We start from the raw sequence: 21,452 nt of genomic DNA on the forward strand, positions 1-21,452 counted from the left end.
GGTGGCGGACGTGACAGCTCGGGAAAGAATGCGACTCAGGCGCTGTACGTGTTGTCCCAGAGCTTCAGGTCGTCGCTGCCGCGGTTCTGGATGCCGTCCTCGAGCACGCTCTTCTTGATGTACACGCCGCTCCCGGTGTCGTAGAGGAGGACCGACGCGTGGTCGTCGACGCTGTCCGCGTGGACCGACTCGATCCAGGTGTCGTCGCCGTAGTTGATGATGGGGTTCTCGCGGCCGACGTACTCGCCGCCGATGAGCATGCAGTCGTCGGCGTGGAGTTCGATGGCGCGCCGGCGACTCGACCCGGTCTGGCGGACGTCGAGGTCGCGGAACGTGCAGTTCGGCCGGTCGCAGCGGACGGCGGCGCGGGCGCTGACGTGGCCGCCGTCGCCGACGAAGGTGCAGTCCTCGACGTTCACCTCACCCTCGCCGTCCCGAATCCAGACGGAGAACCCGCCCGCAGCCCCGTGGTCGAACGTCGAGGTCTTGATGCGGCTGACACCGGTGTCGTCGCCGAGGTGGAGCGCGTGGACGGCCTCGTCGCCGCCGGTCGTCACCGTCGAGTTCTCCAGCAGGAACAGGTCCACGTCGAACGTGCTGATGGCGTCGCCGTTCGGGTCGGGCACCCGGACGTCGCAGTTCTGGACCCGGATGTAGTTGCTGTTCTCCGCGCGGATGGCGTGCTGGTTGCCCCGGTCGCGGGCGTCGTCGACGACGACCGTCGCGTTCCGGACGATGCTGTCGGTGCCGCCGATGCGGAGGCTCGCCGTCTGGCTGTTCCTGTACGTGCCCCCGTCGACGATGATCTGTCCCGACCCGTTGGCGGCGTAGAGGCCGTTGTCGGGGAAGTCGCCGAGCGAGCAGTTCTCGAACCGCATCGTCCCCCGGTTGAAGTCGTTGCAGACGATGCCGGACGGCCCGCGCCAGAGCTTGTCGGCCGGCGCGTCCTCGGTCCAGGCGGCTCCGTCGGCGGCGCTGAAGTTCCGGACGACGCCGCTTCCGTCCTGGTCCGTGACGGCGAACCGTCCGGGCCCCCACGCCCCGGAGTCGTGTTCGCCGATTATCTCGACGTCCTCGACGTGCAGGCCGTCGTCGACCACGGCCTCGACCACCCGGACGCCCGTGTCCTCGGCCGTCTGGTCGACGGTGAGGTTCTTCACGAGCAGGTCCGTGCCGGGGTTGTAGGAGACGCCCAGTCGGAACAGGCGGTAGTTCCAGTCGTCGTCGTCGAACGCGTGGTAGTCGTCCGGGACGAGCGTGACGTCGGACTTCCCGAGGATGCCGAAGTTCTGGAACCCGGTGAAGCGGAACTGGCTGTGCATCCGGTAGCGACCCGACGGGAACAGGAGCAGCGTGTCGTCGTCCGCGTACTCCTCGAGCAGCGGGGTGACGGACTCCTCGCCCGTCGGGTCCGCGCCTGCGTCGTCGACCATGTCGACGACCGTCCCGTAATCGTCGAGGTGTGGGCTGCTCCACTCCGCGCTGGCGGTACCCGCCACGTACTGTCCCCCGGCGACGCCCAGTCCGACCGCGCCGATGCTCCGGACGAACGTCCGTCGCGTCGACCGTCCTACTGCGTCGTCTCGTGTGTCGTCCTGCCTATGTGTGCCGTTTGTCCGTTTCATACTGGATCGATGACGTGTTCTGACCTCGTATCACGCCGCTGATACGGCGCGACGCGCCCCAGGGGACCTGTCGTCCCCCGGAGGTAGCTTCCGACGGGACAACGTATCCCGTCGACTCTGCCAAAGTCTGTGCCTTAACCTGTCCGCCCTTTAAGTTCGACCGGCGTGCCAGTTCGTCGCACGCTCGGCGTCACGCGGGTGCCAGAATTCGCTGCCCCGAGACGACTGCGGTCGGAATTATCGAGAAACAGACGGTTCGAGTACGGCAGTGTCAGCGCGGTTCGACGTCGCACCGTCGAGGCCGAATCTCCCAGCTGGTGTTCACGAAGCTACCGGACTACTGACGCGACCTCCCCGCGTCTTCGAGGACCTCGGCGTAGAGGTGGGCGACGTCGACGCAGACGCGCTCCCAGGTGAACTGCGCGGCGTGGGCCTCGATGGCGTCGCGGTCCCAGTCGGTCCGGAGCGCCCGGACGACGGCGTCCGCGAGGTCGTCGTGGTGTTCGGGGCTGTCGACGAGGTAGCCGAACTCCTCGCTCGTGACGACCTCCTCGCTGCCGCCGTTGATGGTCGAGACGACGGGTGCGCCGCAGGCCATCGCTTCCAGTTGTACGAGCCCGAAGCTCTCGCTGTAGCTCGGCAGGACGAACGCGTCGGCGGCGCTCATCCAGTACCTGAGGTCGTCGTTGTCGACGTACCCGAGCAGGTCGACCCGGTCTTCGAGGCCCAGTTCGGCTATCTGGCTCTCCAGGTCCGGGCGCATCCCGCCGTGGCCGCCGATGGCGCAGACCACGTCGCCCTCGCGCTCGACGACCTCGGGCAGCACCGCGAGCAGGTGCTGGAACCCCTTGCGCTCCTTGAGGTGGCCGAGCGCGAACAGCAGTTGCGTGTCGGGGTCGACGCCGAGTTCGCGCTTCGCCTCCTCCTGGGGGACGCGCTGGAGGCGGTCGGTGCTGAACCCGTTCGGGACGTAGTAGACGTCGTCGTTGAACCGCCGGAGCGTCGACTCGTCCTGGCGGTTCACCCGGACGACGGCGTCGGCCCGCTCCCAGGTGCGGTCGATCTTCTCGTTGTCGGACTCCAGTTGCTCGACGAACAGGTCGTGGTTCTCGTGGACCGTGAGGACGAAGGGGAGTCCGAGGTCCCGCTGGAGGACGCTGCCGACGTAGCCGGCGGTCCAGGTCAGGTGGGCGTGGACGACGTCGAACTCGACGGGCAGGTCGGCGACGACCTTCTTGACCTTGCGGGCGTGCTGGTCGCCGAGGAACCGCCGGTGGAGGTCGATGGGGAGGTAGAGCAGCGGCGTGCTGACGACGGTGACGTTGTCCGGCTTGTCCTCGCGGTTTATCTTCGCGCTCCGGCTGAACGGCTTGGCGTAGTCGATGGGGAGGTACTCCGAGACGTCGGCGAACCGGTTGTAGCGCACGAGGACGTACACCTCCGCGAAGTAGTCGGCGAGGACGTCGATCTGACCCTTCACGAAGTGGTTGTAGCTGTGGGCGACGACGAGCAGGTTCCGGTCGGAAAGCGTTGCGAGGTCGTGGTCGTGGGGCACGTTCCCCAGGTCCGGCGCGTCGTCGGTCCGTGCCCGCGCGTCGCTCGACATACTGGGGCGTTGGCAACCGGCGGTGTTTATTATCGGGTGTCTAACGCGCCCGGCGGTCGACCGCCGCGCCCGGGACGGGCGCGCGTTCGACGACCGGAACAGGTCGTCCCGTACGATTCGGAACAGACCGCCTGACGGCGGGAGTGTGGCGCCTACGGCGCGTTTACGAGGTTTATAATTAACTCCTGCGGGTGACGAACGTTTCCGTGTCAATGGGGGGAGACGCGACTCGTCGCGGACGGCGATGAACACGGACAGACTCTTCACAGCCGCCATCGCGCTGTGTTGCATCTTCGCGCTCGGTACCGCCGCGTCGACGCTCGACTCGTCGGTCTCGACCGAACCGGACGAGGTCGTCGACGTCGACTACCGGTCGCTCCCCATCGAACCGGACGCGGCGGGCGAGCTGAAACGTCAGGCGAACTCGGGGCCGACCGAGCGGACGGCCGGCGGCTCGCCGGCTTCCTCCGGCCAGCAGCGACGCTCGCAGTCGAGCGCCGACGCACAGCAGCAGGAGTCGAACAGCGAGACGCTGCCGTCGCTCGGCGGCGACCTGCGCGGTCTGATCGCGTGGCTCCTGAACCGACTGCGGTTCGTGGTCGCGCTACTCGCGTTCGCAGTCGGCCTCGTCGTGGGCACGCGGTTGCGCGACCGACTGCTCGCCGGCGACGACGACGGAAGCACGCCGGCCGACGCCCCGCCGGACCCCTCCCCGTCGAACGAGGTCGAGCGGGCGTGGTGGACGATGGTCGAGCGCACCGGCGTCGACGACGCGCGGACGAAGACGCCCGGGGAGTGCGCCGACGACGCGGTCGCGGCCGGCGCGGACGAGGACGCCGTCGCGACGCTGACCCGGACGTTCGAGGCGGTGCGCTACGGCGGGGCGTCGGTCACCGACGACCTGGTCGACCGCGTCCGGCGACACGTCGACGAGGTGGCGCGATGAATCGCCGGCGGACCCTGCTCGGTCTGACCGGTGCGACGGCGCTCCTGGTCGCGGTCGGCGGCGTCGCGAGCGTGCTCCCGGTGCGGTCGGCGGTCCGGGCGCTCGGCAACGACTACCTGCTGGTCGCCGCCATCGCGGCCGCGGGGCTGGTCGCTGCGCTCCCCGCGCTCGTCAGCGGGCGTGCGAGCAACGTCGAGCAGGCCACGGTCCCGACCCCCGAGACGCCGGCGACGGTCCCGCCCGCGGGTGCGACGTTCGACGAGGCGGTCGGGTCGTGGCGGCTCAGGCTGCCGCTGTACGGTCGCGAGCAGCGCCGCGAAGTCCGCGACCGTCTCCGCTCGGCCGCGATCGGGACGGTGATGCGCGAACGCAACTGCTCGCGCGACGCCGCGCGTCGGCGGGTCGCGACCGGCGAGTGGACCGACGACCCCGGCGTGGCGGCCTACCTCGGCGGCGGAGCAGACGTCGCCGACCCGCCACGCGCAGGCGTCGGCGAGCGCGTGGGGGCGCTGCTGACGGGCGAGACGTGGCACGAGCGCCAGGCCCGCCGCACGGCGGAGCACGTCGCCGAGCGGGGGCGGCGATGACGGCGACCAACCGCTGGCGCGGCGTCGTCGCGCTGGCGCTCGCGGCGGCGGCGACCGCGCTCGTCGCCGACCGCCCCGACCTCCTGCTCGTGGCCGCGCTCGGCGTCGCGTTCGCGGCGTACCCGCGCGTGTCCGGCGCGCCCGACCCGGACCTCGACGTCGAACGCCGGCTGAGCGACGCGAGTCCGCGCCCCGGCGACGAGGTGACGGTCACGGTGACCGTGACGAACGAGGGCGGGTTCCTCGCCGACGTGCGCGTGGTCGACGGCGTGCCGGCGCTGCTGTCGGTCACCGACGGATCGCCGCGACGTGGGATGGTGCTCTGGCCTGGCCGGTCGGTCAGCTTCACCTACCGCGTCGTGGCGAAACACGGTCGACATCCCTTCGAACCGGCGACGGCCGTCGTCCGCGACGTCAGCGGCGCCCACGAGGTGGAGACGCGACTCGCCGACGACACCGACATCGACTGCACGACGACGGCGGCCGACGGTCCGCTGCGCGATCAGACGCTCGACGGGGTCGGCCGCGTCGTCGCCGACCGCGGCGACAGCGGCATCGAGTTCTACCGCACCCGCGAGTACCGCTCCGGCGACCCGATGAGCCGCATCGACTGGAACCGGTACGCCCGGACGGGCGAACTGACGACCGTCGAGTACCGCACCGACGAGGCCGCGACCGTCGTCCTCCTGGTGGACGCGCGGCGGCAGGCCTACCGCGCCGGCGGCGACGACCCGCACGCGGTCGCACGCAGCGTCTCGGCGGCCGAGCAACTGCTGGCGTCGCTCCACCGCGACCGCAACCGCGTCGGCGTCGCCGCGATCGGCCGGGAGTTCTGCTGGCTCTCCCCCGGCGCGGGGCGCGACCACCTCGCCCGCGCCCGTCGCCTGCTCGCGACCCACCCCGCGTTCGCGTCGACGCCGCCGCGCGACGGGGCCGACCACGACGCGCAGGTCGACCGCCTCCGCGGCCGCCTGCCCGACGACGCGCAGGTCGTGCTGCTCTCGCCGCTCACCGACGACGCCATCGTCGAGACCGCCCGCAACCTCGACGCCCACGGCCACCACGTGAGCGTCGTCAGCCCGGACGTGACGAGCGAGGCGAGTTCCGGTCAGCGCCTCGCCGCCGTCGAACGCCGGAACCGCCTGACTGTGCTCCGGACCGCCGGAGTCCCGGTCGTCGAGTGGGAGTCGACGACGCCGCTCGTCACCGCGCTCATGGAGCGTCCCCGGGAGGTGGGGTCGCCGTGAGCACCGCCACCGACGACGCGGAACGGACGGACGACGCTGCGTCGTCCCCCCGACTGGAGACGGTCGCTCCGGCCCGGCGGCCGACCCGCCTGGCGAGCGCGCTCGCGTTCCTCGCGGCGATAGCGGGCGCCTGGCGGCTCGGCGCGTCGCCGCTCGCACTCGGCGTGGCCACCGTCGGCGTCGGCGTGCTCGCGGTCGGCGCCCGGCTGTACCGCGGCGACCGCCGACTTCCGGGTGTGGTGGTCGCGCTCGCTGGCGTCCTGGTGGCCGTCGGCGCACTCGGCCTGACCGCCCTCGCCGTCTCGCAGTCGAGCGGCTACCTCCGGCACGTGCCGGCAGTCACCGGCGTCCTCGTGCTCGGCACTGCGCTGGTCCCGTTCCAGGGGACGGGGTCGCGCGGACTGGTGACGGCCGGCACCGGCCTGCTCTTCTTCGCCGTGCTCGTCTCCGGCGTCTTCCAGTCGGTCGCCCTCGGGCCGTTGCTGGTCGCCGCGACGGCGTCGGTCGTCGCGTGGGACGCCGGCGAGCACGCCGTCTCCGTCGGCGAGCACCTGGGTCGGCGGAGCGGAACGGCCGAAGTCGAGGTCGCCCACGTCGCCGGCACCGTGGCGGTCGGCGTGGTCGGAGTGACGGCGGCGCGGCTCTCGAGTGGCGTCGGCCTCTCGGGGCTGTCGCTGGCGTCGCTCGCGCTCGTCCTCGTCGCGGTCCTGTTCTTCGCACTCGCGCTCCACGAGTAGCCGCTCGACGGGGACGGACGCCGATTCGCTTAGGGGCCCGATAATAAAGACCTACGGGGGCAGAGGTGTGTGCAAAAATGGGCCCCACAGTGAGCGTCATCGTGCCGACGTACAACCGCGCGGACGCGCTACCGCGGACCGTCGAGAGCGTCCTCGGGCAGACCCTCGACGACCTGGAACTCATCGTCGTCGACGACGCCTCGACCGACGACACGCCGGCGGTGATCGACGACTACGACGACGACCGCCTCCGGTTCGTCCAGCACGAGCAGAACCAGGGCGCGAGCGCCGCCCGGAACACCGGCATCGAGCACGCGGAGGGCGACTACGTCGCCTTCCTCGACTCCGACGACGTCTGGCGGCCGACGAAGCTCGAGAAGCAGGTCCGGACCCTCGACCGACGCGGCGACGACTGGGTCGCCGCCTACTGCGAGGCCGAGACCGTCCACCCCGACGGGCAGCACCCGCTGGTGAAGTGGGTGACCGAACTCGTCTCCCGGCGCAACGAGACCGAGGGCGCGGAGGGCGGGAAGGAGCTCGTCGGTCCCGTCCTGAGCGACGACCTCCACACCAGCGCCGGGTCGACGCTGCTCGTCGAGCGCGAGGTGGCCGAGGCCATCGACGGCTTCGACGAGTCGTTCGACCGCTTCCAGGACCCCGAGTTCCTCATCCGCGTGCTCCGCCAGGGGAAACTCGCCTGCGTCGACGAACCCCTGCTGTTGCGCTACGAGACTGGCGATCCGCCGGCCGACGACGTCCGCGCTGCCGACGAGCACTTCCGACGCACGTTCGCCGACACGGTCGAGCACCTCGAACGGCAGGGCGTCGACGTGACCGGCGCCCACCACTACATCCTGGCGCGCCACTACCTCGACGAGGGCCGACTCAGGACGGGACTCCGGTACCTGCGCTCGGCGCGACCGCCGACGCCGCGCCAGTACCCCGGTCTCCTGCTGAACCTCTACGCCGGCGTCCGCCACCACATCTAGAGCCGTGCAGTACGAACGCTACTACCTGGGACTCTCGCTGGGGGCGACGCTGCTGTTCGGCTGTTCGGTGCTGAACGTCGGTCCGCTCGCTGCGCTGTCGCCGGCCACCTCGACCGGCGTGGTCATCGGGGCGTTCACCGCGCTCACCCTGGTCCACTCCTTCGCCGCGCGGTAGGCACCGCGCGCCGGGTCGCGAGCGCGGTCGGACGGGCGACGACCCGCCGCAGACCGGCCGTCGGACGGACCGATTCGAGATGAACTTAGAGATACATCTTTGGCGATAACCGCAAGCAGTAGTCGGGGTGAAACGGTCCGAAACGACGGACAACACTGCCGCGTCGGCCTGCAACTGACCGCAACACCCCGCGAGCGTCGCCCCGGTTTATGCTACCGGCACTTCTGGACTTCGACGAGAACTCATGAGCGTCACGACGCCGACCCTCACCGAAGATGGACCCGAGCTGCCGACCGACGAAACGCCGACGGAACTCTCGCAGGACAAGATCTTCCACGTCCTCCAGACGCAGCGCCGCCGCGACGCGCTTCGCTACCTGAAGGACAACGAGGGGCCGGTCGAGATGCGCACGCTGGCCGAACAGGTCGCCGCCTGGGAGAACGACACGACCGTCGCGGCGCTCGCGTCCGACGAGCGCCAGCGCGTCTACATCGCCCTCTACCAGTCTCACCTGCCGAAGCTCGACAAGGAAGGCGTCATCGAGTACGACCAGAGCCGCGGCGTCGTCGAGCGTGGCCCGCTGGCCGAACAGTTCGACCCCTACCTCGAAGCCGACGCCGACGCCGGTTCGGACGTCGTCTCCGACGGCGACGCCGACGCCAGCCGATGGATCCAGTACTACCGCCGCACCACGGCGGCCAGCGCGAGCCTGCTCGCCGCAGCGTGGCTCGGCGCGCCGTTCGTCGCCTCCCTCCCCGGCCAGGTGCTCGGCGCGCTCGTCGTCGCCGTCTACGCCGTCATCGCGACCGCCCAGGTCGCACTCCAGTAGCCGGTGGCTGACAGGAGCATCCTCTGATACGTACCCGCAGGTATGTATTTTAAATACGTTACGACTAATTGAGGTATTTTCGTCTGACACAGAACTATATGATAGGAGTGTGTATCAGGCGACAGTAACTCGAAAAAATGGAACCAGGTTCCAGGAACCGCGACAACTGGTCGCTGTACGTGGTGTTCGCGGTCGTCCTGGTGCTCGCGAGTGCCGCCGTCGTCACGCCGGCGAGAGCCGACGGCGAGGCCGTCGCGCACATCGTCGCGGTCAACGATACGGGCGAGGCCGTCGTCGCGTCGTCGAACGGGACGACGTACCTCTGGCAGACGGAGTCGTACGCTGCGAACGTCACGTTCAGGGTCGACGCACCGGAGGACAAGTACTCCGTCTGCGTCTACCCGGACGAGTCGGCGTCGAACGAGTTCGACTGCCAGAGCAAGGATATCGGCAACGGGACGACGACCACGGCCCTGCTGGACGTCGGCAACGCGAGCGCCACGGGTGAGCGCTCGCTCTACTTCGAGGTCGTCCCGACCTTCGGGAACGACGAGACGCCGCTGGCCAACCGGACCGTCACCCAGTACGTCATGTCGAAGGACGGGGACCTGGACGACGACGGACTGACCAACGAGAAGGAGGTCAACTTGAGCGAGAAACCCGGATGGCCGAAGGACGCGTTCGACGATCCGGACATCGACAACGACGGACTCGAGGACGGCCGCGAGGTCAACTACATGGACTCGTCGCCGACGAACGCCGACACCGACAACGACGGGTTGCCCGACGGAGCCGAGGTGCAGTACGGGACCGACCCGACCGACAGCGACACCGACGGCGACGGTATCTCCGACTGGAAGGAGGTCCGGGAGCTGGGTTCGGATCCACTGGACCCGTCCAGCCCCGAATCGACGGGCGAAACGGGGACCGACTCGCTGACGGACCCGGTCACGCCTGACTCCAACGACCAGTTCGCCCTGTTCTTCCTCCTCGGCGTGGGGGTCCTCGGGGCGACGGCGCTGCTGTGGCACGCCGGCTGGGGTCAGGACGGTCTCGGGGCGGCGCTCCGTTCGTCGGAGACCACCGAAACGTCGACCGACGAGGCTACCGGGACGGCACAGGGTGCCGGCGAGGCGGACGGCGACGGAACCGGCGTTTCCGGACCGACGTCTGCAGCAGACGCCGCGCGCGACGAACCCCTGACCGACGAGGGACAGGTCAAGCACCTGCTGTCCAAGAACGGCGGACGGATGAAACAGGCCGACATCGTCGACGAGACGGGCTGGTCGAAGTCGAAGGTGAGTCGCCTGCTCTCGCGGATGGAGGAGCGCGACGAACTCAACCGACTCCGCGTCGGCCGCGGCAACATCGTCTACCTCGACGGCGCGAAGCCGTCGGGCGTCGATCCGGGCGACGATTCTCCTCGGTAATCCGAGATTCGATAACCGACCTACGGCGTCGGTTCGTCCGTCGGATCGGGGCGATTCGATAACACCGTTTCATAGAGTTTCAGACGTTTAACTGCTGGATAATAATAGGGGTCCCCACAGAAGGCCGGAGTACGATGGCGATGAACACGTCCGCCGAGCGCGAGACCGACGACGGAACCGTGGCCGACACGCGGTGCCGAAACTGCGACGGGTTCGTCACCCCCCAGTTCGCTCGCGTGTTCGGCAACAACCGGAACGAGGTGTACGGCTGCTTCGAGTGCATGACCGCGACCGAGATCAAGAAGGGCAGTGCGAACCATCCGGAAGCGGCCGAGCGCGCCCGCCAGGACCTGCGGCGGTGACGGCCGACCGCAGTCCTTTCGTCCTTCACCGAGAACGAGCGACCAGCGGCGGCGTCACCTGTCGCGCGATACGGTCTCGCCGGGGAGCGTCGTCGCTCCCGCCGAGAGGGTGACGCCAGGGTAGAGACTGGTGTCGATCCCCGTCTTCGCGGCGTCGCCGACGACGACGCCGAACTTCCGTCGTCCGGTCGAGACGCGCTCGCCTTTCACCGTGTGTTCGACGTCCTCGCCGTCGTGTCGAAGGTTGGCGACGTTCGTCCCCGCGCCAAAGTTCACGTCGCGGCCGAGGACGCTGTCGCCGACGTACGAGAGGTGGCCGACCGTCGCGCCGGCCGAGAGGACGCTGTTTTTCACCTCGACGCTGTGTCCGACCTTCGCGTTCTCGCCGACGAGCGTCGCACCGCGAACGTAGGCGTTCGGTCCGACGGTCGCTCCCGACCGGACGAGCGCCGGCCCCTCGATGACGACGCCGGGTTCGACGGTCGCGCCCGCCTCGACGACCACGTCGCCGTCGATGGTCGCGTCGTCGCTCACGTCGCCGCGGAGGTTGCGGTCGAGCTCCGCGAGCTTCCACTCGTTCGCCGCGAGCAGTTCCCACGGCCGGCCCACGTCGAGCCAGCGGTCGAGTTCGACGGACGTCACGTCGAACTCAGCGACGACGCGTTCCACGACGTCCGTGATCTCGTACTCCCCGCGCTCGCTCTCGGACACGTCGAGCCACTCGCTAGCGCGTTCGGGGAAGACGTACGCGCCGGTGTTGGCGAGGTCGGTCTGGGGGTCGTCCGGCTTCTCCACGATGCCGGTCACGCGCTCGCCGTCCGTCGAGAGCACGCCGTAGTTCGACGGGTCGTCGACCCGGTAGGAGCCGACGGCCGGAGCGGCGTCGAACAGGCGGGCGACGGCGTCGGCGTCGTAGACGTTGTCCCCGTTCAACACGGCGAACGGTCCGTCGATGTACTCCCGTGCAGCGCGCACCGCGTCGGCCGTGCCGCGCTGGCGCTCCTGGACGGCGTACTCGACCGGGATGCCGCCGTACTCGCGACCGAAGTGGTCCCTGACGGTGTCGGCCTCGTACCCGACGACGAAGACGAGTTCGTCCGCGCCGGCCTCGACGGCAGCGCGGGCGGTGTGGGCGGCCAGCGGTTCCTCGGCGACCGGCAACATGGGTTTGGGGTGCGACGCGGAGAGCGGGCGCATCCGTGTCCCCTCGCCCGCAGCGAGAACGATCGCTTGCATGCGTCTAGGGTTCCGGCAGGGCGCGTATTATTATTCAGGGGCTAACGAACGACGTCGGGACGGATTAACCGTAGCAGGCGCAGCGAACGGCGTGGACGACGAACTGGCCGGACGACGGCGTCAGCGTCGGGACGCCTCGCGGTCGTCCTGGAGCAGGTCGCGGAACGGGTTCGACCGCTCGCGGGGCGGCAGGTCGGCCCACACGCTCGGGTCGTCGTACGTCCGGCCGAACTCCATGTACTCGCGGGCCAGCCACAGCGCGTGGTTCTTCGACCCGAGCCCCGCCAGCAGCGTCCGCGTCCGCCCGTCGGCGACCACCAGCGCCTGCCACCGGTTCTCGACCCGACGGCAGACGACGGACCTCTCGCCGTCGCGCCACTCGACGGCGGCGTACACGTTCCGCTGCAGGGCGAACCTGCCGACGCGAGACGGGATCGCGTCGTGGTAGCCCTCCGACTCCCGGACGACGCGCCGTTCGCCGTCCGTCTCGACGCCGGGGCAGTCGTTGGTCATCTACTACGTCAATCACGACGTGACGAGGATAGTAGTTGGGCTTCGAACGCCCATGCTTTAAACCGCTACGAGGAGGTCGACGGGGCCAGTCGCGTCACCTCGACCATCAGGTCGTGGTCGGCCGCGCCGCAGATCGTCCACGACCGGTCGAAGGTGACGCCCACGCTGTGGGCCTGCCTGAGGAGCGCGCGGAGGGCAGGTTCGAACGCGCCCTCGTCGAGTTCGGGCCCGCAGTCGTCGTTCGTCCCGTCCGACTCGCCGGCGAGTCGGGTTATCTCGACCATCAGGTCCGGGCGGTCGTCGTACCGGCAGGTCCACGCGCGGTCGACCGTCGTCTCGTCGTCGGCCGCGGTCAGCAACGCCTCGAGCGAGGCCTCGAACTCGTGGGTGCTTCCCCACGTAACAGGGCCGTCAGTTTGGCTCATCAGTTCTCGATTCGAGCCTCACTCCGTGTAATAATAAACCCTCGACCCTGTCCTGAACTGTTGCATACCGTTGCAAACCGGTTTAGAGCCCCCATAATGGCTTTTTTGTCGGGGCCGGATAGTTATCGTATCGACGAACAGTTTCAGGGTGTAGCCCCCGACGTCGTTCAGGTGTTCGTCATGCCACCGTCGACGACCAGCGATTCGCCGTTCACGTAGTCGGCCATGTCACTCGCCAGGTAGAGCGCGGCGTCGGCGACGTCCTCGGGGTCGGCGAACCGTCGCGACGGGATGGTCTGGCGGTACCCCTCTTCGGTCTCGGTTCCGAGGATGGGGACGTCGTCGGTGGTCATCGCCGTCTCGACCAGTCCCGGATGGATGGCGTTGACCCGGACGCCCTCCGGCCCGAGTTCGTCGGCGAGCGCGTACGTCAGCAGCCTGACGGCACCCTTCGAGGCGCAGTAGGTGGCGAACGTCGCGGACCCGGAGAGGCCGGCGACGCTGGACATGTTGATGATGACGCCGCCGTCGTCCTCGACCATGCGCTTCGCGGCGGCCTGTGCGCCGAAGAAGGAGCCCTTGACGTTGACGTCCATCAGCTGGTCGTACTGCGCCTCGGTCACGTCGAGGAACTCGTGGCTGCGGAAGATGCCGGCGTTGTTGACCATCACGTCGACGCCGCCGAGTTCGTCGGCGGCCGCGACCGCGGATTCGAGATCGTCCGTGTTCGACACGTCGCACTCGACGAACCGCGCTTCCCGGTCGGTCTCGCGCTCGACGAGTTCGTGGGTCGGTTCCCCGTCTTCCCGTGGTTCCTCCCGGAGGTCGGCGACGACCACGTCGGCGCCTTCTTCGGCGAACGTCAGTGCGATAGCTCGTCCGATGCCACTCGCAGCGCCCGTAACGACCGCCACCGTGTCCTCGAGCAGTTCAGCCATACCACACGTTGGACGAGTGAACTGATAAAGGAGCGTGCTCGTTCCAGCACCGTGGGACGGCCCCCGGCGCGACCGACCACGGATGCAGCACCGACGGCGTCCGGAAACCCGTCTCGGTCGGCGCGGAGATTTTGCGCCCGGGCGTCCTACGTCCACACGAGAGTTCCATCACCATGACACCGCTCCGCGTCGCACTCGCCCAGTCGAACTACACCGTCGGCGACGTCGACGGCAACGCCGCGAAGATAGCGCGCGCCGTCGACCGCGCACGCGACGCGGACGCGGACCTCGTCGTCTGCTCGGAGCTCTCGGTGACCGGGTATCCGCCGGGCGACCTGCTCGAACGCGAGACCTTCGTCGCCGACCAGCGCGCGGCGCTCGACCGCATCGCCGCGCGCACGGGCGACGACCTGACGGCCGTCGTCGGGTTCGCAGCCCGGTCACCCGGGGAGACGGGCAAGGCGGTCCGGAACGCCGCCGCCGTCTGTCGCGGCGGGAGCGTGGTCGGGACGACGGCGAAGCGACTCCTCCCGACCTACGACGTCTTCGACGAGGACCGGTACTTCGAGGCGGCCGACGGCCAGCCGGTCCACTCGCTCGACGGCGACGAACCGGTCGACGTCGGCGTGAGCATCTGCGAGGACGCCTGGAACGAGCCGGACGTGTGGGAGCGCCCGCTGTACGAGGACGACCCCATCGAGGACCTCGTCGCCGCCGGCGCGGACCTGCTCGTCAACTGCTCGGCGAGCCCCTTCGCCGTCGGGAAGCCGGCGTTCCGCGAGCGACTGTTCGCCGACCACGCCACGGACCACGGGCGGTGGCTTGTCTTCGTCAACCAGGTCGGCGGCAACGACGAACTCGTCTTCGACGGGCGCTCGTTCGTCGTCGCCCCGGACGGTAGCCTGGCGTGCCGCCTCGCCGCGTTCGAGGAGGACTTCGCGGTCTGTGAGGTTCCGCTCGACGCCGGGACGGTGGCGGCCGCAGCGACGGATCGCGACGAGGCGCTGGCTCCGGAACCGGACGACGACGCGGGGGAGGCGTGGGACGCCATCGCGCTCGGTCTCCGCGACTACGTGCACAAGTCCGGGTTCGAGGACGTCGCTCTCGGCCTGTCAGGGGGGATCGACTCCGCAGTCACCGCCGCAGTCGCCGCCGACGCGCTCGGGGCGGAGCACGTCCTCGCGCTGGGTATGCCGACGCGGTACACGAGCGCCGAGAGCGAGGCCGACGCGCGAGCCGTGGCCGAGAACCTCGGTATCGAGTACCGCGACGTCCCCATCGAGGAGACCTTCGAGGCGTTCGAGTCCCAGCTCGCGTCCGTGCTCGACGAGGAGTTCGGCGTCACCGAGGAGAACGTCCAGGCGCGCGTCCGCGGAACGACGCTGATGGCCGTCGCCAACGAGGAGTCGCGACTCGTGCTCGCGACGGGCAACCGCAGCGAACTCGCCGTCGGCTACACGACGCTGTACGGGGACATGGTCGGCGCACTCGCGCCGCTCGCGGACGTTCCCAAGACGGACGTCTACGAACTCGCCGAGCACGCGAACCGGGAGACGGAGACGATCCCGGAGTCAGTCGTCCGGAAACCGCCGTCGGCCGAACTCCGACCCGACCAGACGGACGAGGACGACCTTCCCCCCTACGCGGCGCTCGACGCCGTGCTCGCCGGCTACGTCGACGAGGGGATGACCGCCGACGACCTCGTCGCGGTGGGCCACGATCGGGAGACGGTACGGGAGGTGCTCGGGCTGCTCCACCGGTCGGAGCACAAGCGCTGGCAGGCCCCGCCGGTGCTGAAGGTGTCGCCGAAGGCGTTCGGCGTCGGCTGGCGCTATCCGCTGGCGGCCGACTACGACGGCGTGCTCCCGGACGGCCCGCCGAACCGGTCGCGGGAGGAGTGACGACGGCGCGTTTTATACGATGGTCCGCGAAGGAGGGACATGGCAGAGAAGATCGTCAACGCGCCGAACTCCAACGTCACCCTCGAAGACGGGACCACGATAACCAACGTTCACGTCGCCGTGTACCCCGACTGGGTGGAGATACAGACCCGCGAGGTGAACCAGTACTTCCCCCGCGAGCAGGTGCGCGAGGTCAAGACGGAACGGTAGCGCGTCGACGCCTCGACGCGGAGCTGGCGACCCGGTAGTACCCCGCCGACCCCGGAGGACTGCGGGTCAGCCGTAGCTCCGTTCGAGATACGCGAACAGTTCGTCGACCGTGGCCGAATCGTAGGTCCAGAACCCGTCGTACGCCGTCGATTCGCGCTGTTCGGCGAGCAGGGCGCACTTGGCGTCGTCGTCCTCGTCGCCGTCGTACGCGACGAACCACACGTCGCCGATCTCGTCGTTCGACTCGGCGTGGACGGCGAGCCCGTCGACGTCGGGCGGCGACCACTCCGGGCGGCCGTAGACGTGGACGTCGAGGTCGGAGTGGTTCGCCAGCTGCCGGTAGACGGAGAGCTGGTCGCGGAAGCCGGTCAACGACTGGAACCCGGCGTGCAACCGGCCGCTGGCCCTGCGCCAGGCCAGGTCCTCGATCTCGCGCGACGTGGCGAGCAGCTGTCGTCGGTTCGCGGACCGGAACAGGGTGTCGTCCAGCAGGGTGAGGAACCGCTGGAACGCGGTCGTCTCGTCGGGCGACTCCCCGAGCGGTCGGACGGGCGGTGTCAGCAGCTCCTGGAGCGTCGTGACGCCGATGGCGGCCCGGAACCCGTCGCGGTCGCGGACGATGACGAACCCCTCGTCGCCGACGTCCGGCAGCAGCCGGTGGGTGACCCTGACGTTGCGCGTCGCGAACCGTTCGGCGAGGTCGTCGTCCGCCGTGGCCGCGTACACGACGAACTGCCGCTCCAGCGCGGCGACGTCGTCGATCTTCCGCTTGAGGAACGGCCGGGTCGAGCTCACGGTTTCCCGTCCCGTTCGTCGGCCGTGGTTCGCGGACCGCCTGACTGTGGCCGCTCGTACGCCCGCGACCATTCGAGCAGGTCGACCACCGGACCGTCGACCGACGCGAGTTCGACGACCGTGTACTGCTCGTCACATTCCACGAGACCCGCCTCGACGAGCGCCGGGAGGTGGGCGTGGTACAGCTCCGTCTCGAGTCGCTCGCGGTCGTCCGGGTCCGCCAGCCCGTAGCCGTTCGCGTGCAGCCACCCCGTGAGGACGTCCGCCAGTTCGTCCGTCGACATCGACCGTCGGTCGAGAAGGAGATAGAGCGTGTACCGGCGCGTCCTGTCGACGAGCGCCCGGAAGACCTGGCCGTCGATGGACGTGTCGAGCAATACGTCCGGGATTCCTCCTGAGCTGTTCCGGTCCATCCACTCTCTGACAGTGGATGTCGACGCAGGCATCAGTAAGTGTTTTGCTAACGTCCCACATCACCCGTCGTTCGTCGCGGGGCGCTCCCGGACGCCGCCCGCGACAGCCGGCTAGTCCTCGCCTCGCAACCAGCGTCCGATCCCGGAAACGTACCCCCCGAGTGCGACGCCGACGACCAGTCCGGCGAGCGCCAGCGCGCCCCACAGCTTCAGCGACGAGACGACGTACTCCCGCGGCCCCGGGAGCTCCGGTCTGTCGCGGTCGTCGAGGTCACCGCCGGGCTCGTCGACGCCGACCTGGCCGACGTCCGGCCGTTCGCTCGTCGTGACGTAGCGGTCGAGCCAGCCGTCCATCGACTGCCCGGCCACGTCGGCGACGACGTGCTGGAAGTCGGCGTAGGTGACGTTACCTTCGTGGGCGTTCATCCGGTCGAACACGTCGCCCAGGTCGCGCTCGCCGCCGGTCGCGTCGCGTATCTCGCGGTCCAGTGCCCACAGCACGAGCGGCCCCCGGTAGTACGGCACCTCCGGGCTGCTCCAGGTCGCGGGCTTCGAGAGCGTCGCGTTACCGAACGTCTTGCCCGTGAACGCTCGCGCGACCGTGGCGCGTTCGATGCGGTCGTGCCGCAGGGACGACCGCGCGGCGAAGTAGCCGGCGCTGGCCTCGCGGAACCACCGCATCCGCGTCCCGAGGGAGAACGACTGGCGGGTGTGGAGGTACTCGTGGACCCAGAGGTTCGACGGCGTCGACAGCGCGGCGTCCTCGTGGACCCAGAACTCGTCGGTCCGCGCCGACGAGAACCCGCCGCGTCGGATGGGGTCGGGGAGGACGAACGCCAGCACCGAGTCGGGCGACTCGCCAGACAGGTTCCGGTCGGCCGCCACGAGCGCGTCGAGCGCCGTCTCCGGCGGCGTCGTGGGGGTGGCGTTCGACGCGACGACGACGCGGAACCGACTGCCGTTCGCCCGCCGGGTGTACTCCTCGTACTGGCCGACGTAGAGGAACGACTGGCCGAGCACGCCGTCCTCCGCGAACGACGCCTGGTGTGGGTACGATTCGGCGAACGGCTGGCGGTATCGCCACTCCCCGTCGCTCGACGGGAGCCAGGCCACCGTGAGCGTCGGCGTCGGCGCGAGCGTCCACGCCTCCGTGGCGGCGAACTCCTTCCCCTCGAACGTGTCGCCGCCGCTCGTCTCGTCGACGGAGGTGACGACGGTCAGCGACGGCGACTCCGTCTCGCGGTCCCAGCGGTACCCGGAGTCGCCGTCCTTCGTCTCGCCGGCGACGAACCCCTCGCTCGCTGCGACCGTCCCGCCGTGGTCGAGCACCCAGAACGCGCGGGCGTTCGACGGTGCATCGAAGGTGAGCCGGAGGCGGACGGTCGCGGGGTCGTCGCCGCGCTCGACGGTGACGTCCACGCTCGGCGGCGACCCCGCCGTCCCGGACTGCGCGGCTACCGGCGCGGCGAGCGGTGCGACCGCTGCGGTCACGAGCAGGAGTGCGAGCAGCGGTGCGGTCACCCGGGCGGACTGGCTCCCGACGTCTGCCATCGGACCGGCCGACGGCGGTCGGAGACTTCGTTATACGTCGCCTGTCACGTTTCAGGGCAGCTGTCGCGGGCGACTACCTGAATCAGGGAGAGAGTCCCGTTCTTCAGGGCGGGCGTGAATCCGCCACACCACTTCACGAACCACGGCGGCTACTCCGGGGTATCGTCCCTGACTTTCTTCTCGTCTTCGAGGAACAACCCCTTTCCACGTCAGCCCACGATGCTGTACCTATTGAACCTCTTTATCTCACTTACTATCGCCGCTATCGCCGTTCTTCCCTTTGAACAACGTCCCGAGCCAGGTACCCTACCGAGACTCGTTTCGGTGATAACATTCTTCACCGTCAAACTCACCGCTGTATTGACCGAGTTGGGACTGTGGTCGTGGACGAGGCACGCCCTGTGTTCAGCAGCACCTGAACAAACTACCAGAGTTCAGTCAGAAACCGTGTGCGAGATGTAGAGCCGTTATCGAGTATATTTCACGCGCGCGTACTGGAGTCCGTGTACCAAGAGAAATGCGCTCAAGACACTGATCACAACCCAGATTCCCAGCTCAGTACCGGTCAGGGTTACTCGAGTGGTGTTAAAGACGATACCGAGCAGCGCGAGGGTGGTCGAACCGATGACCGTTCTCCACGAGATCACGTCAGACATATCCACCATATTATGTAAAATTTAATATGTAATTTGCTAATTGGAGTGAAGAACCCATGCTACCGGCTCCTGTGAAGGAACGCCATCCAGCAGGTGGCGACCCTCGAATGGTGTTACACCGTGAGAACGAACCTGCTGAACAGCAGTATGCTGATGGTTAGCTACCGGCGAGAGCACCGTTGTCGTGGGAGGGCGGGCTAGTGTGGAGGAGATATCCCATTGCAACGAGTGAAACGGCGAGTAATTCGATGAACGGCATCCATCCCGGAAGTTGGCCGTTTTTCAACCCGACAGTATAGGTCAGCATCCAGGTTCCCGAGAAAACGAGCAATGGAATCCCGACGAAGCGGCTGGAGTCTTTTTGCCAGAGGAAAGCGAGCCCGAACGACCCGGCCCCCACGATGTACGGCAGTGGACTGAACCAGAGGAGAGCCGGTACGTCGGGGAGCGGCCGAACGAAAACGGTCAGAAGACCGCTCGCAAAGAGGATCGGTGTGAGTGCCATCAGTGCACCGCCCACGACTGCCAGTCGGGGAGTCGTGGAGCTCAGGCGGTAGTAGAGGCCTGCCAGAGCAACGAATGGCAGTCCAAATCCGATGAATCCGAGCAGTCCAGTGGAGAAAATGAAGCTAGTCCATCCGGGGAGGCTCGCTGGGGCGGTGAATCCGACGATGTCCGGAAAGGTCGTGACCCCAATCTGGATCGAGAGGAATCCGCCCGCGATCAAGAGGAGGGCTCCGGTCTTTTCTTCGAGGAGTTCTCGTAGTTCCAACTGGACCATTGACGTTAGTGTCCTCCCGCTTATTACTGTTAAATGTAACGTTCGTATTTGTTACGGGTCTGGATAGACCGCTGATTTCCCGCCCCTGACCCGACGCATCGGCTTTCGTCCGAGCAAGCAAATCTCTAGGTTGAGAACCGAACCCGATGCGCCCACCATCTCCGGAGTTCGGTTCGCTGGCCAGTACCTCGGCCGTGAACGGTCGCTACGGCCAGAGGCCCCTGCTGGATTTCGCCTCGCCAACGCGTTCGAGCGCGACGACGTATGCAGCATCGCGCCAACTCACGTCGCGGGCCTCGACCTCGGCTCGCACGTCGTCCCACGCCGAGAGCATCATCGACTCCAGCTCTTCGTGAACGCGCTCGAGCGGCCACTGGCGGCGGTTGATATCCTGCAGCCACTCGAAGTACGAGACCGTCACTCCGCCCGCGTTGGCGAGGATGTCCGGAATAACGGGAATCCCGCGCTCTTCGAGGATGGTATCGGCGGCCGAGGTCGTCGGACCGTTCGCACCCTCGACCACGATGTTGGCCTGCACGTCGTCGGCGTTGTCGGCGGTGAGAACGTTGCCGATGGCGGCCGGAATCAGCACGTCCACGTCGAGCTCCAGCACCTCCTCGTTCGTCAAGGTGTTCGGGGCGTCGTAGCTCATCACGGCCTCGGGTTCTTCCTCGTGGGAGGGGACTGCGTGAGTGTCGAGACCGCTCGTGTCGTAGGCCGCGCCGTTCACGTCGCTGACCGCGACCACGTCTGCCCCCCAGTCGTCCAGCAGGCGGGCGGCGTTCGCACCGACCGACCCGAAGCCCTGTACTGCAACGGTGGCCTCACCGATGTCCGTATCGTAGTACTCCAGAGCTTCGCGGGCGATGATGGCGACCGAGCGACCAGGCGCTTCCTCGCGGCCTTTGCTCCCGCCGATGACGGGCGGTTTGCCCGTGACGACGCCGGGGGTCGTCTCACCCTCCTGCATCGAGTAGGCGTCCATGAACCACGCCATCGTCTGGGCGTCGGTGCCCATGTCGGGGGCCGGAATATCCTGTTTCGGTCCGATGGTGTCCCGGATTTCCTCGGCGAAGCGCCGAGTCAGGCGTTCTTTCTCCTCGGTACTGAGATCTTTCGGGTTCACCACGACGCCGCCCTTCGCACCGCCGAAGGGCAGGTCCATGACCGCGCACTTCCACGTCATCCACATCGACAGTCCCACGCACTCCTCGGCGGTCACGTCGGGATGGAAGCGCAGACCGCCCTTGTAGGGGCCGCGCACGTCGTCGTGCTGGGCGCGGTAGCCGGTGTAGACCTCGACCGACCCATCGTCGCGCTTCAGCGGCACGCCGACCTCGACCACTCGGGTCGGGTGTTTCAGGCGCTCGATGACGCCGTCGTCCACGTCGACCTGCGTGGCCGCGGCCGAGAGTTGTCGCAGGGCCGTTTCGAGTGCCGATTCGGTCTCGGAGTAGTCGTCCGCATCGCGGTCGTCCAGCGTGTTCGTGGCCATAAGGG

22 protein-coding genes are annotated in these 21,452 nt (G+C 68.4%); 11 read left to right on the plus strand and 11 right to left on the minus strand.

Annotated features, from left to right (window positions below):
• Positions 1–35: 35 nt before the first annotated feature.
• Both NKT36_RS18970 and NKT36_RS18975 read right to left on the minus strand, forming a co-directional pair.
• Positions 36–1,625, minus strand: coding sequence for a right-handed parallel beta-helix repeat-containing protein (locus NKT36_RS18970; RefSeq protein WP_327054198.1), 1,590 nt, complete (start codon positions 1,623–1,625; stop codon positions 36–38).
• A 337-nt stretch (positions 1,626–1,962) separates the two neighbouring features.
• Positions 1,963–3,231: a glycosyltransferase gene (locus NKT36_RS18975; RefSeq protein WP_327054199.1), complete on the minus strand. Its 1,269-nt coding sequence runs from the start codon at positions 3,229–3,231 to the stop codon at positions 1,963–1,965.
• A 244-nt stretch (positions 3,232–3,475) separates the two neighbouring features.
• Here NKT36_RS18975 and NKT36_RS18980 point away from each other — a divergent pair, with 244 nt between their 5' ends.
• The 9 genes from NKT36_RS18980 (at position 3,476) to NKT36_RS19020 (ending at position 10,533) form a co-directional block, all read left to right on the plus strand.
• Positions 3,476–4,177 carry a DUF4129 domain-containing protein gene (locus tag NKT36_RS18980; RefSeq protein ID WP_327054200.1) on the plus strand — a complete coding sequence of 234 codons (702 nt, stop codon included), beginning with the start codon at positions 3,476–3,478 and terminating at the stop codon, positions 4,175–4,177.
• Entirely contained in the window at positions 4,174–4,764 is a 591-nt protein-coding gene (locus NKT36_RS18985) for a DUF7269 family protein (protein ID WP_327054201.1), read from the plus strand. The genes NKT36_RS18980 and NKT36_RS18985 overlap by 4 nt, the downstream gene beginning before the upstream one ends.
• Complete coding sequence (locus tag NKT36_RS18990) at positions 4,761–6,011, plus strand: DUF58 domain-containing protein (protein WP_327054202.1); 1,251 nt, start codon at positions 4,761–4,763, stop codon at positions 6,009–6,011. Before NKT36_RS18985 ends, NKT36_RS18990 begins: the two co-directional genes overlap by 4 nt.
• Positions 6,008–6,748: a DUF7519 family protein gene (locus NKT36_RS18995; protein WP_327054203.1), complete on the plus strand. Its 741-nt coding sequence runs from the start codon at positions 6,008–6,010 to the stop codon at positions 6,746–6,748. The genes NKT36_RS18990 and NKT36_RS18995 overlap by 4 nt, the downstream gene beginning before the upstream one ends.
• 77 nt (positions 6,749–6,825) lie before the next feature.
• Complete coding sequence (locus NKT36_RS19000; RefSeq protein ID WP_327054204.1) at positions 6,826–7,737, plus strand: glycosyltransferase family 2 protein; 912 nt, start codon at positions 6,826–6,828, stop codon at positions 7,735–7,737.
• Positions 7,738–7,741: 4 nt separating this feature from the next.
• Complete coding sequence (locus NKT36_RS19005) at positions 7,742–7,912, plus strand: hypothetical protein (protein ID WP_327054205.1); 171 nt, start codon at positions 7,742–7,744, stop codon at positions 7,910–7,912.
• A 244-nt stretch (positions 7,913–8,156) separates the two neighbouring features.
• Positions 8,157–8,741, plus strand: a complete 585-nt coding sequence (locus NKT36_RS19010; RefSeq protein ID WP_327054206.1) for a DUF7344 domain-containing protein — start codon at positions 8,157–8,159, stop codon at positions 8,739–8,741.
• Positions 8,742–8,878: 137 nt separating this feature from the next.
• Positions 8,879–10,171, plus strand: coding sequence for a helix-turn-helix transcriptional regulator (locus NKT36_RS19015; RefSeq protein WP_327054207.1), 1,293 nt, complete (start codon positions 8,879–8,881; stop codon positions 10,169–10,171).
• 140 nt (positions 10,172–10,311) lie between these two features.
• Positions 10,312–10,533 (plus strand): DUF7563 family protein, encoded by a 222-nt coding sequence (locus tag NKT36_RS19020; RefSeq protein WP_327054208.1) that lies wholly within the window; start codon positions 10,312–10,314, stop codon positions 10,531–10,533.
• A 54-nt stretch (positions 10,534–10,587) separates the two neighbouring features.
• Here the strand turns inward: NKT36_RS19020 and glmU are convergent, their stop codons facing one another.
• The 4 genes from glmU to NKT36_RS19040 form a co-directional block, all read right to left on the minus strand.
• Positions 10,588–11,769: a bifunctional sugar-1-phosphate nucleotidylyltransferase/acetyltransferase gene (glmU, locus tag NKT36_RS19025; RefSeq protein ID WP_327054209.1), complete on the minus strand. Its 1,182-nt coding sequence runs from the start codon at positions 11,767–11,769 to the stop codon at positions 10,588–10,590.
• A gap of 120 nt (positions 11,770–11,889) precedes the next feature.
• Positions 11,890–12,282 carry a hypothetical protein gene (locus NKT36_RS19030; protein ID WP_327054210.1) on the minus strand — a complete coding sequence of 131 codons (393 nt, stop codon included), beginning with the start codon at positions 12,280–12,282 and terminating at the stop codon, positions 11,890–11,892.
• Positions 12,283–12,347: 65 nt separating this feature from the next.
• Positions 12,348–12,707 (minus strand): hypothetical protein, encoded by a 360-nt coding sequence (locus tag NKT36_RS19035; RefSeq protein WP_327054211.1) that lies wholly within the window; start codon positions 12,705–12,707, stop codon positions 12,348–12,350.
• A 167-nt stretch (positions 12,708–12,874) separates the two neighbouring features.
• Positions 12,875–13,645 carry an SDR family oxidoreductase gene (locus NKT36_RS19040; protein WP_327054212.1) on the minus strand — a complete coding sequence of 257 codons (771 nt, stop codon included), beginning with the start codon at positions 13,643–13,645 and terminating at the stop codon, positions 12,875–12,877.
• 173 nt (positions 13,646–13,818) lie between these two features.
• Here NKT36_RS19040 and NKT36_RS19045 point away from each other — a divergent pair, with 173 nt between their 5' ends.
• Together NKT36_RS19045 and NKT36_RS19050 are read left to right on the plus strand one after the other, a co-directional pair.
• The gene (locus NKT36_RS19045; RefSeq protein WP_327054213.1) at positions 13,819–15,546 is read left to right on the plus strand and encodes an NAD+ synthase; all 1,728 of its coding nucleotides are present in this window, start codon (positions 13,819–13,821) and stop codon (positions 15,544–15,546) included.
• A gap of 39 nt (positions 15,547–15,585) precedes the next feature.
• Entirely contained in the window at positions 15,586–15,756 is a 171-nt protein-coding gene (locus tag NKT36_RS19050; RefSeq protein ID WP_327054214.1) for a hypothetical protein, read from the plus strand.
• A gap of 66 nt (positions 15,757–15,822) precedes the next feature.
• On the opposite strand, the gene NKT36_RS19055 is transcribed toward NKT36_RS19050, so the two are convergent.
• The 5 genes from NKT36_RS19055 to gdhB all read right to left on the minus strand — a co-directional run bounded on the left by NKT36_RS19055 (position 15,823) and on the right by gdhB (position 21,447).
• Positions 15,823–16,551, minus strand: coding sequence for a DICT sensory domain-containing protein (locus NKT36_RS19055; RefSeq protein WP_327054215.1), 729 nt, complete (start codon positions 16,549–16,551; stop codon positions 15,823–15,825).
• Positions 16,548–16,928 carry a helix-turn-helix transcriptional regulator gene (locus NKT36_RS19060; RefSeq protein WP_327054216.1) on the minus strand — a complete coding sequence of 127 codons (381 nt, stop codon included), beginning with the start codon at positions 16,926–16,928 and terminating at the stop codon, positions 16,548–16,550. Before NKT36_RS19060 ends, NKT36_RS19055 begins: the two co-directional genes overlap by 4 nt.
• Positions 16,929–17,075: 147 nt before the next feature.
• Complete coding sequence (locus NKT36_RS19065; RefSeq protein ID WP_327054150.1) at positions 17,076–18,515, minus strand: M61 metallopeptidase family protein; 1,440 nt, start codon at positions 18,513–18,515, stop codon at positions 17,076–17,078.
• An 813-nt stretch (positions 18,516–19,328) separates the two neighbouring features.
• Positions 19,329–19,952, minus strand: coding sequence for a hypothetical protein (locus NKT36_RS19070; RefSeq protein WP_327054151.1), 624 nt, complete (start codon positions 19,950–19,952; stop codon positions 19,329–19,331).
• A gap of 205 nt (positions 19,953–20,157) precedes the next feature.
• Positions 20,158–21,447 carry a glutamate dehydrogenase GdhB gene (gene gdhB, locus NKT36_RS19075; protein ID WP_327054152.1) on the minus strand — a complete coding sequence of 430 codons (1,290 nt, stop codon included), beginning with the start codon at positions 21,445–21,447 and terminating at the stop codon, positions 20,158–20,160.
• Between the last annotated feature and the right edge of the window lie 5 nt (positions 21,448–21,452).

Origin of the sequence: Halomicrococcus gelatinilyticus, assembly GCA_024227995.1 — an archaeon.
Taxonomy (GTDB): Archaea; Halobacteriota; Halobacteria; order Halobacteriales; family Haladaptataceae; genus Halomicrococcus; species Halomicrococcus gelatinilyticus.

Coding starts and splice junctions, on each gene's coding strand:
- NKT36_RS18970 (WP_327054198.1), bottom strand. CDS start 1,625: ATGAAACGGACAAACGGCACACATAGGCAGGACGACACACGAGACGAC.
- NKT36_RS18975 (WP_327054199.1), bottom strand. CDS start 3,231: ATGTCGAGCGACGCGCGGGCACGGACCGACGACGCGCCGGACCTGGGG.
- NKT36_RS18980 (WP_327054200.1), top strand. CDS start 3,476: ATGAACACGGACAGACTCTTCACAGCCGCCATCGCGCTGTGTTGCATC.
- NKT36_RS18985 (WP_327054201.1), top strand. CDS start 4,174: ATGAATCGCCGGCGGACCCTGCTCGGTCTGACCGGTGCGACGGCGCTC.
- NKT36_RS18990 (WP_327054202.1), top strand. CDS start 4,761: ATGACGGCGACCAACCGCTGGCGCGGCGTCGTCGCGCTGGCGCTCGCG.
- NKT36_RS19000 (WP_327054204.1), top strand. CDS start 6,826: ATGGGCCCCACAGTGAGCGTCATCGTGCCGACGTACAACCGCGCGGAC.
- NKT36_RS19010 (WP_327054206.1), top strand. CDS start 8,157: ATGAGCGTCACGACGCCGACCCTCACCGAAGATGGACCCGAGCTGCCG.
- NKT36_RS19015 (WP_327054207.1), top strand. CDS start 8,879: ATGGAACCAGGTTCCAGGAACCGCGACAACTGGTCGCTGTACGTGGTG.
- NKT36_RS19020 (WP_327054208.1), top strand. CDS start 10,312: ATGAACACGTCCGCCGAGCGCGAGACCGACGACGGAACCGTGGCCGAC.
- glmU (WP_327054209.1), bottom strand. CDS start 11,769: ATGCAAGCGATCGTTCTCGCTGCGGGCGAGGGGACACGGATGCGCCCG.
- NKT36_RS19030 (WP_327054210.1), bottom strand. CDS start 12,282: ATGACCAACGACTGCCCCGGCGTCGAGACGGACGGCGAACGGCGCGTC.
- NKT36_RS19035 (WP_327054211.1), bottom strand. CDS start 12,707: ATGAGCCAAACTGACGGCCCTGTTACGTGGGGAAGCACCCACGAGTTC.
- NKT36_RS19040 (WP_327054212.1), bottom strand. CDS start 13,645: ATGGCTGAACTGCTCGAGGACACGGTGGCGGTCGTTACGGGCGCTGCG.
- NKT36_RS19045 (WP_327054213.1), top strand. CDS start 13,819: ATGACACCGCTCCGCGTCGCACTCGCCCAGTCGAACTACACCGTCGGC.
- NKT36_RS19050 (WP_327054214.1), top strand. CDS start 15,586: ATGGCAGAGAAGATCGTCAACGCGCCGAACTCCAACGTCACCCTCGAA.
- NKT36_RS19065 (WP_327054150.1), bottom strand. CDS start 18,515: ATGGCAGACGTCGGGAGCCAGTCCGCCCGGGTGACCGCACCGCTGCTC.
- NKT36_RS19070 (WP_327054151.1), bottom strand. CDS start 19,952: ATGGTCCAGTTGGAACTACGAGAACTCCTCGAAGAAAAGACCGGAGCC.
- gdhB (WP_327054152.1), bottom strand. CDS start 21,447: ATGGCCACGAACACGCTGGACGACCGCGATGCGGACGACTACTCCGAG.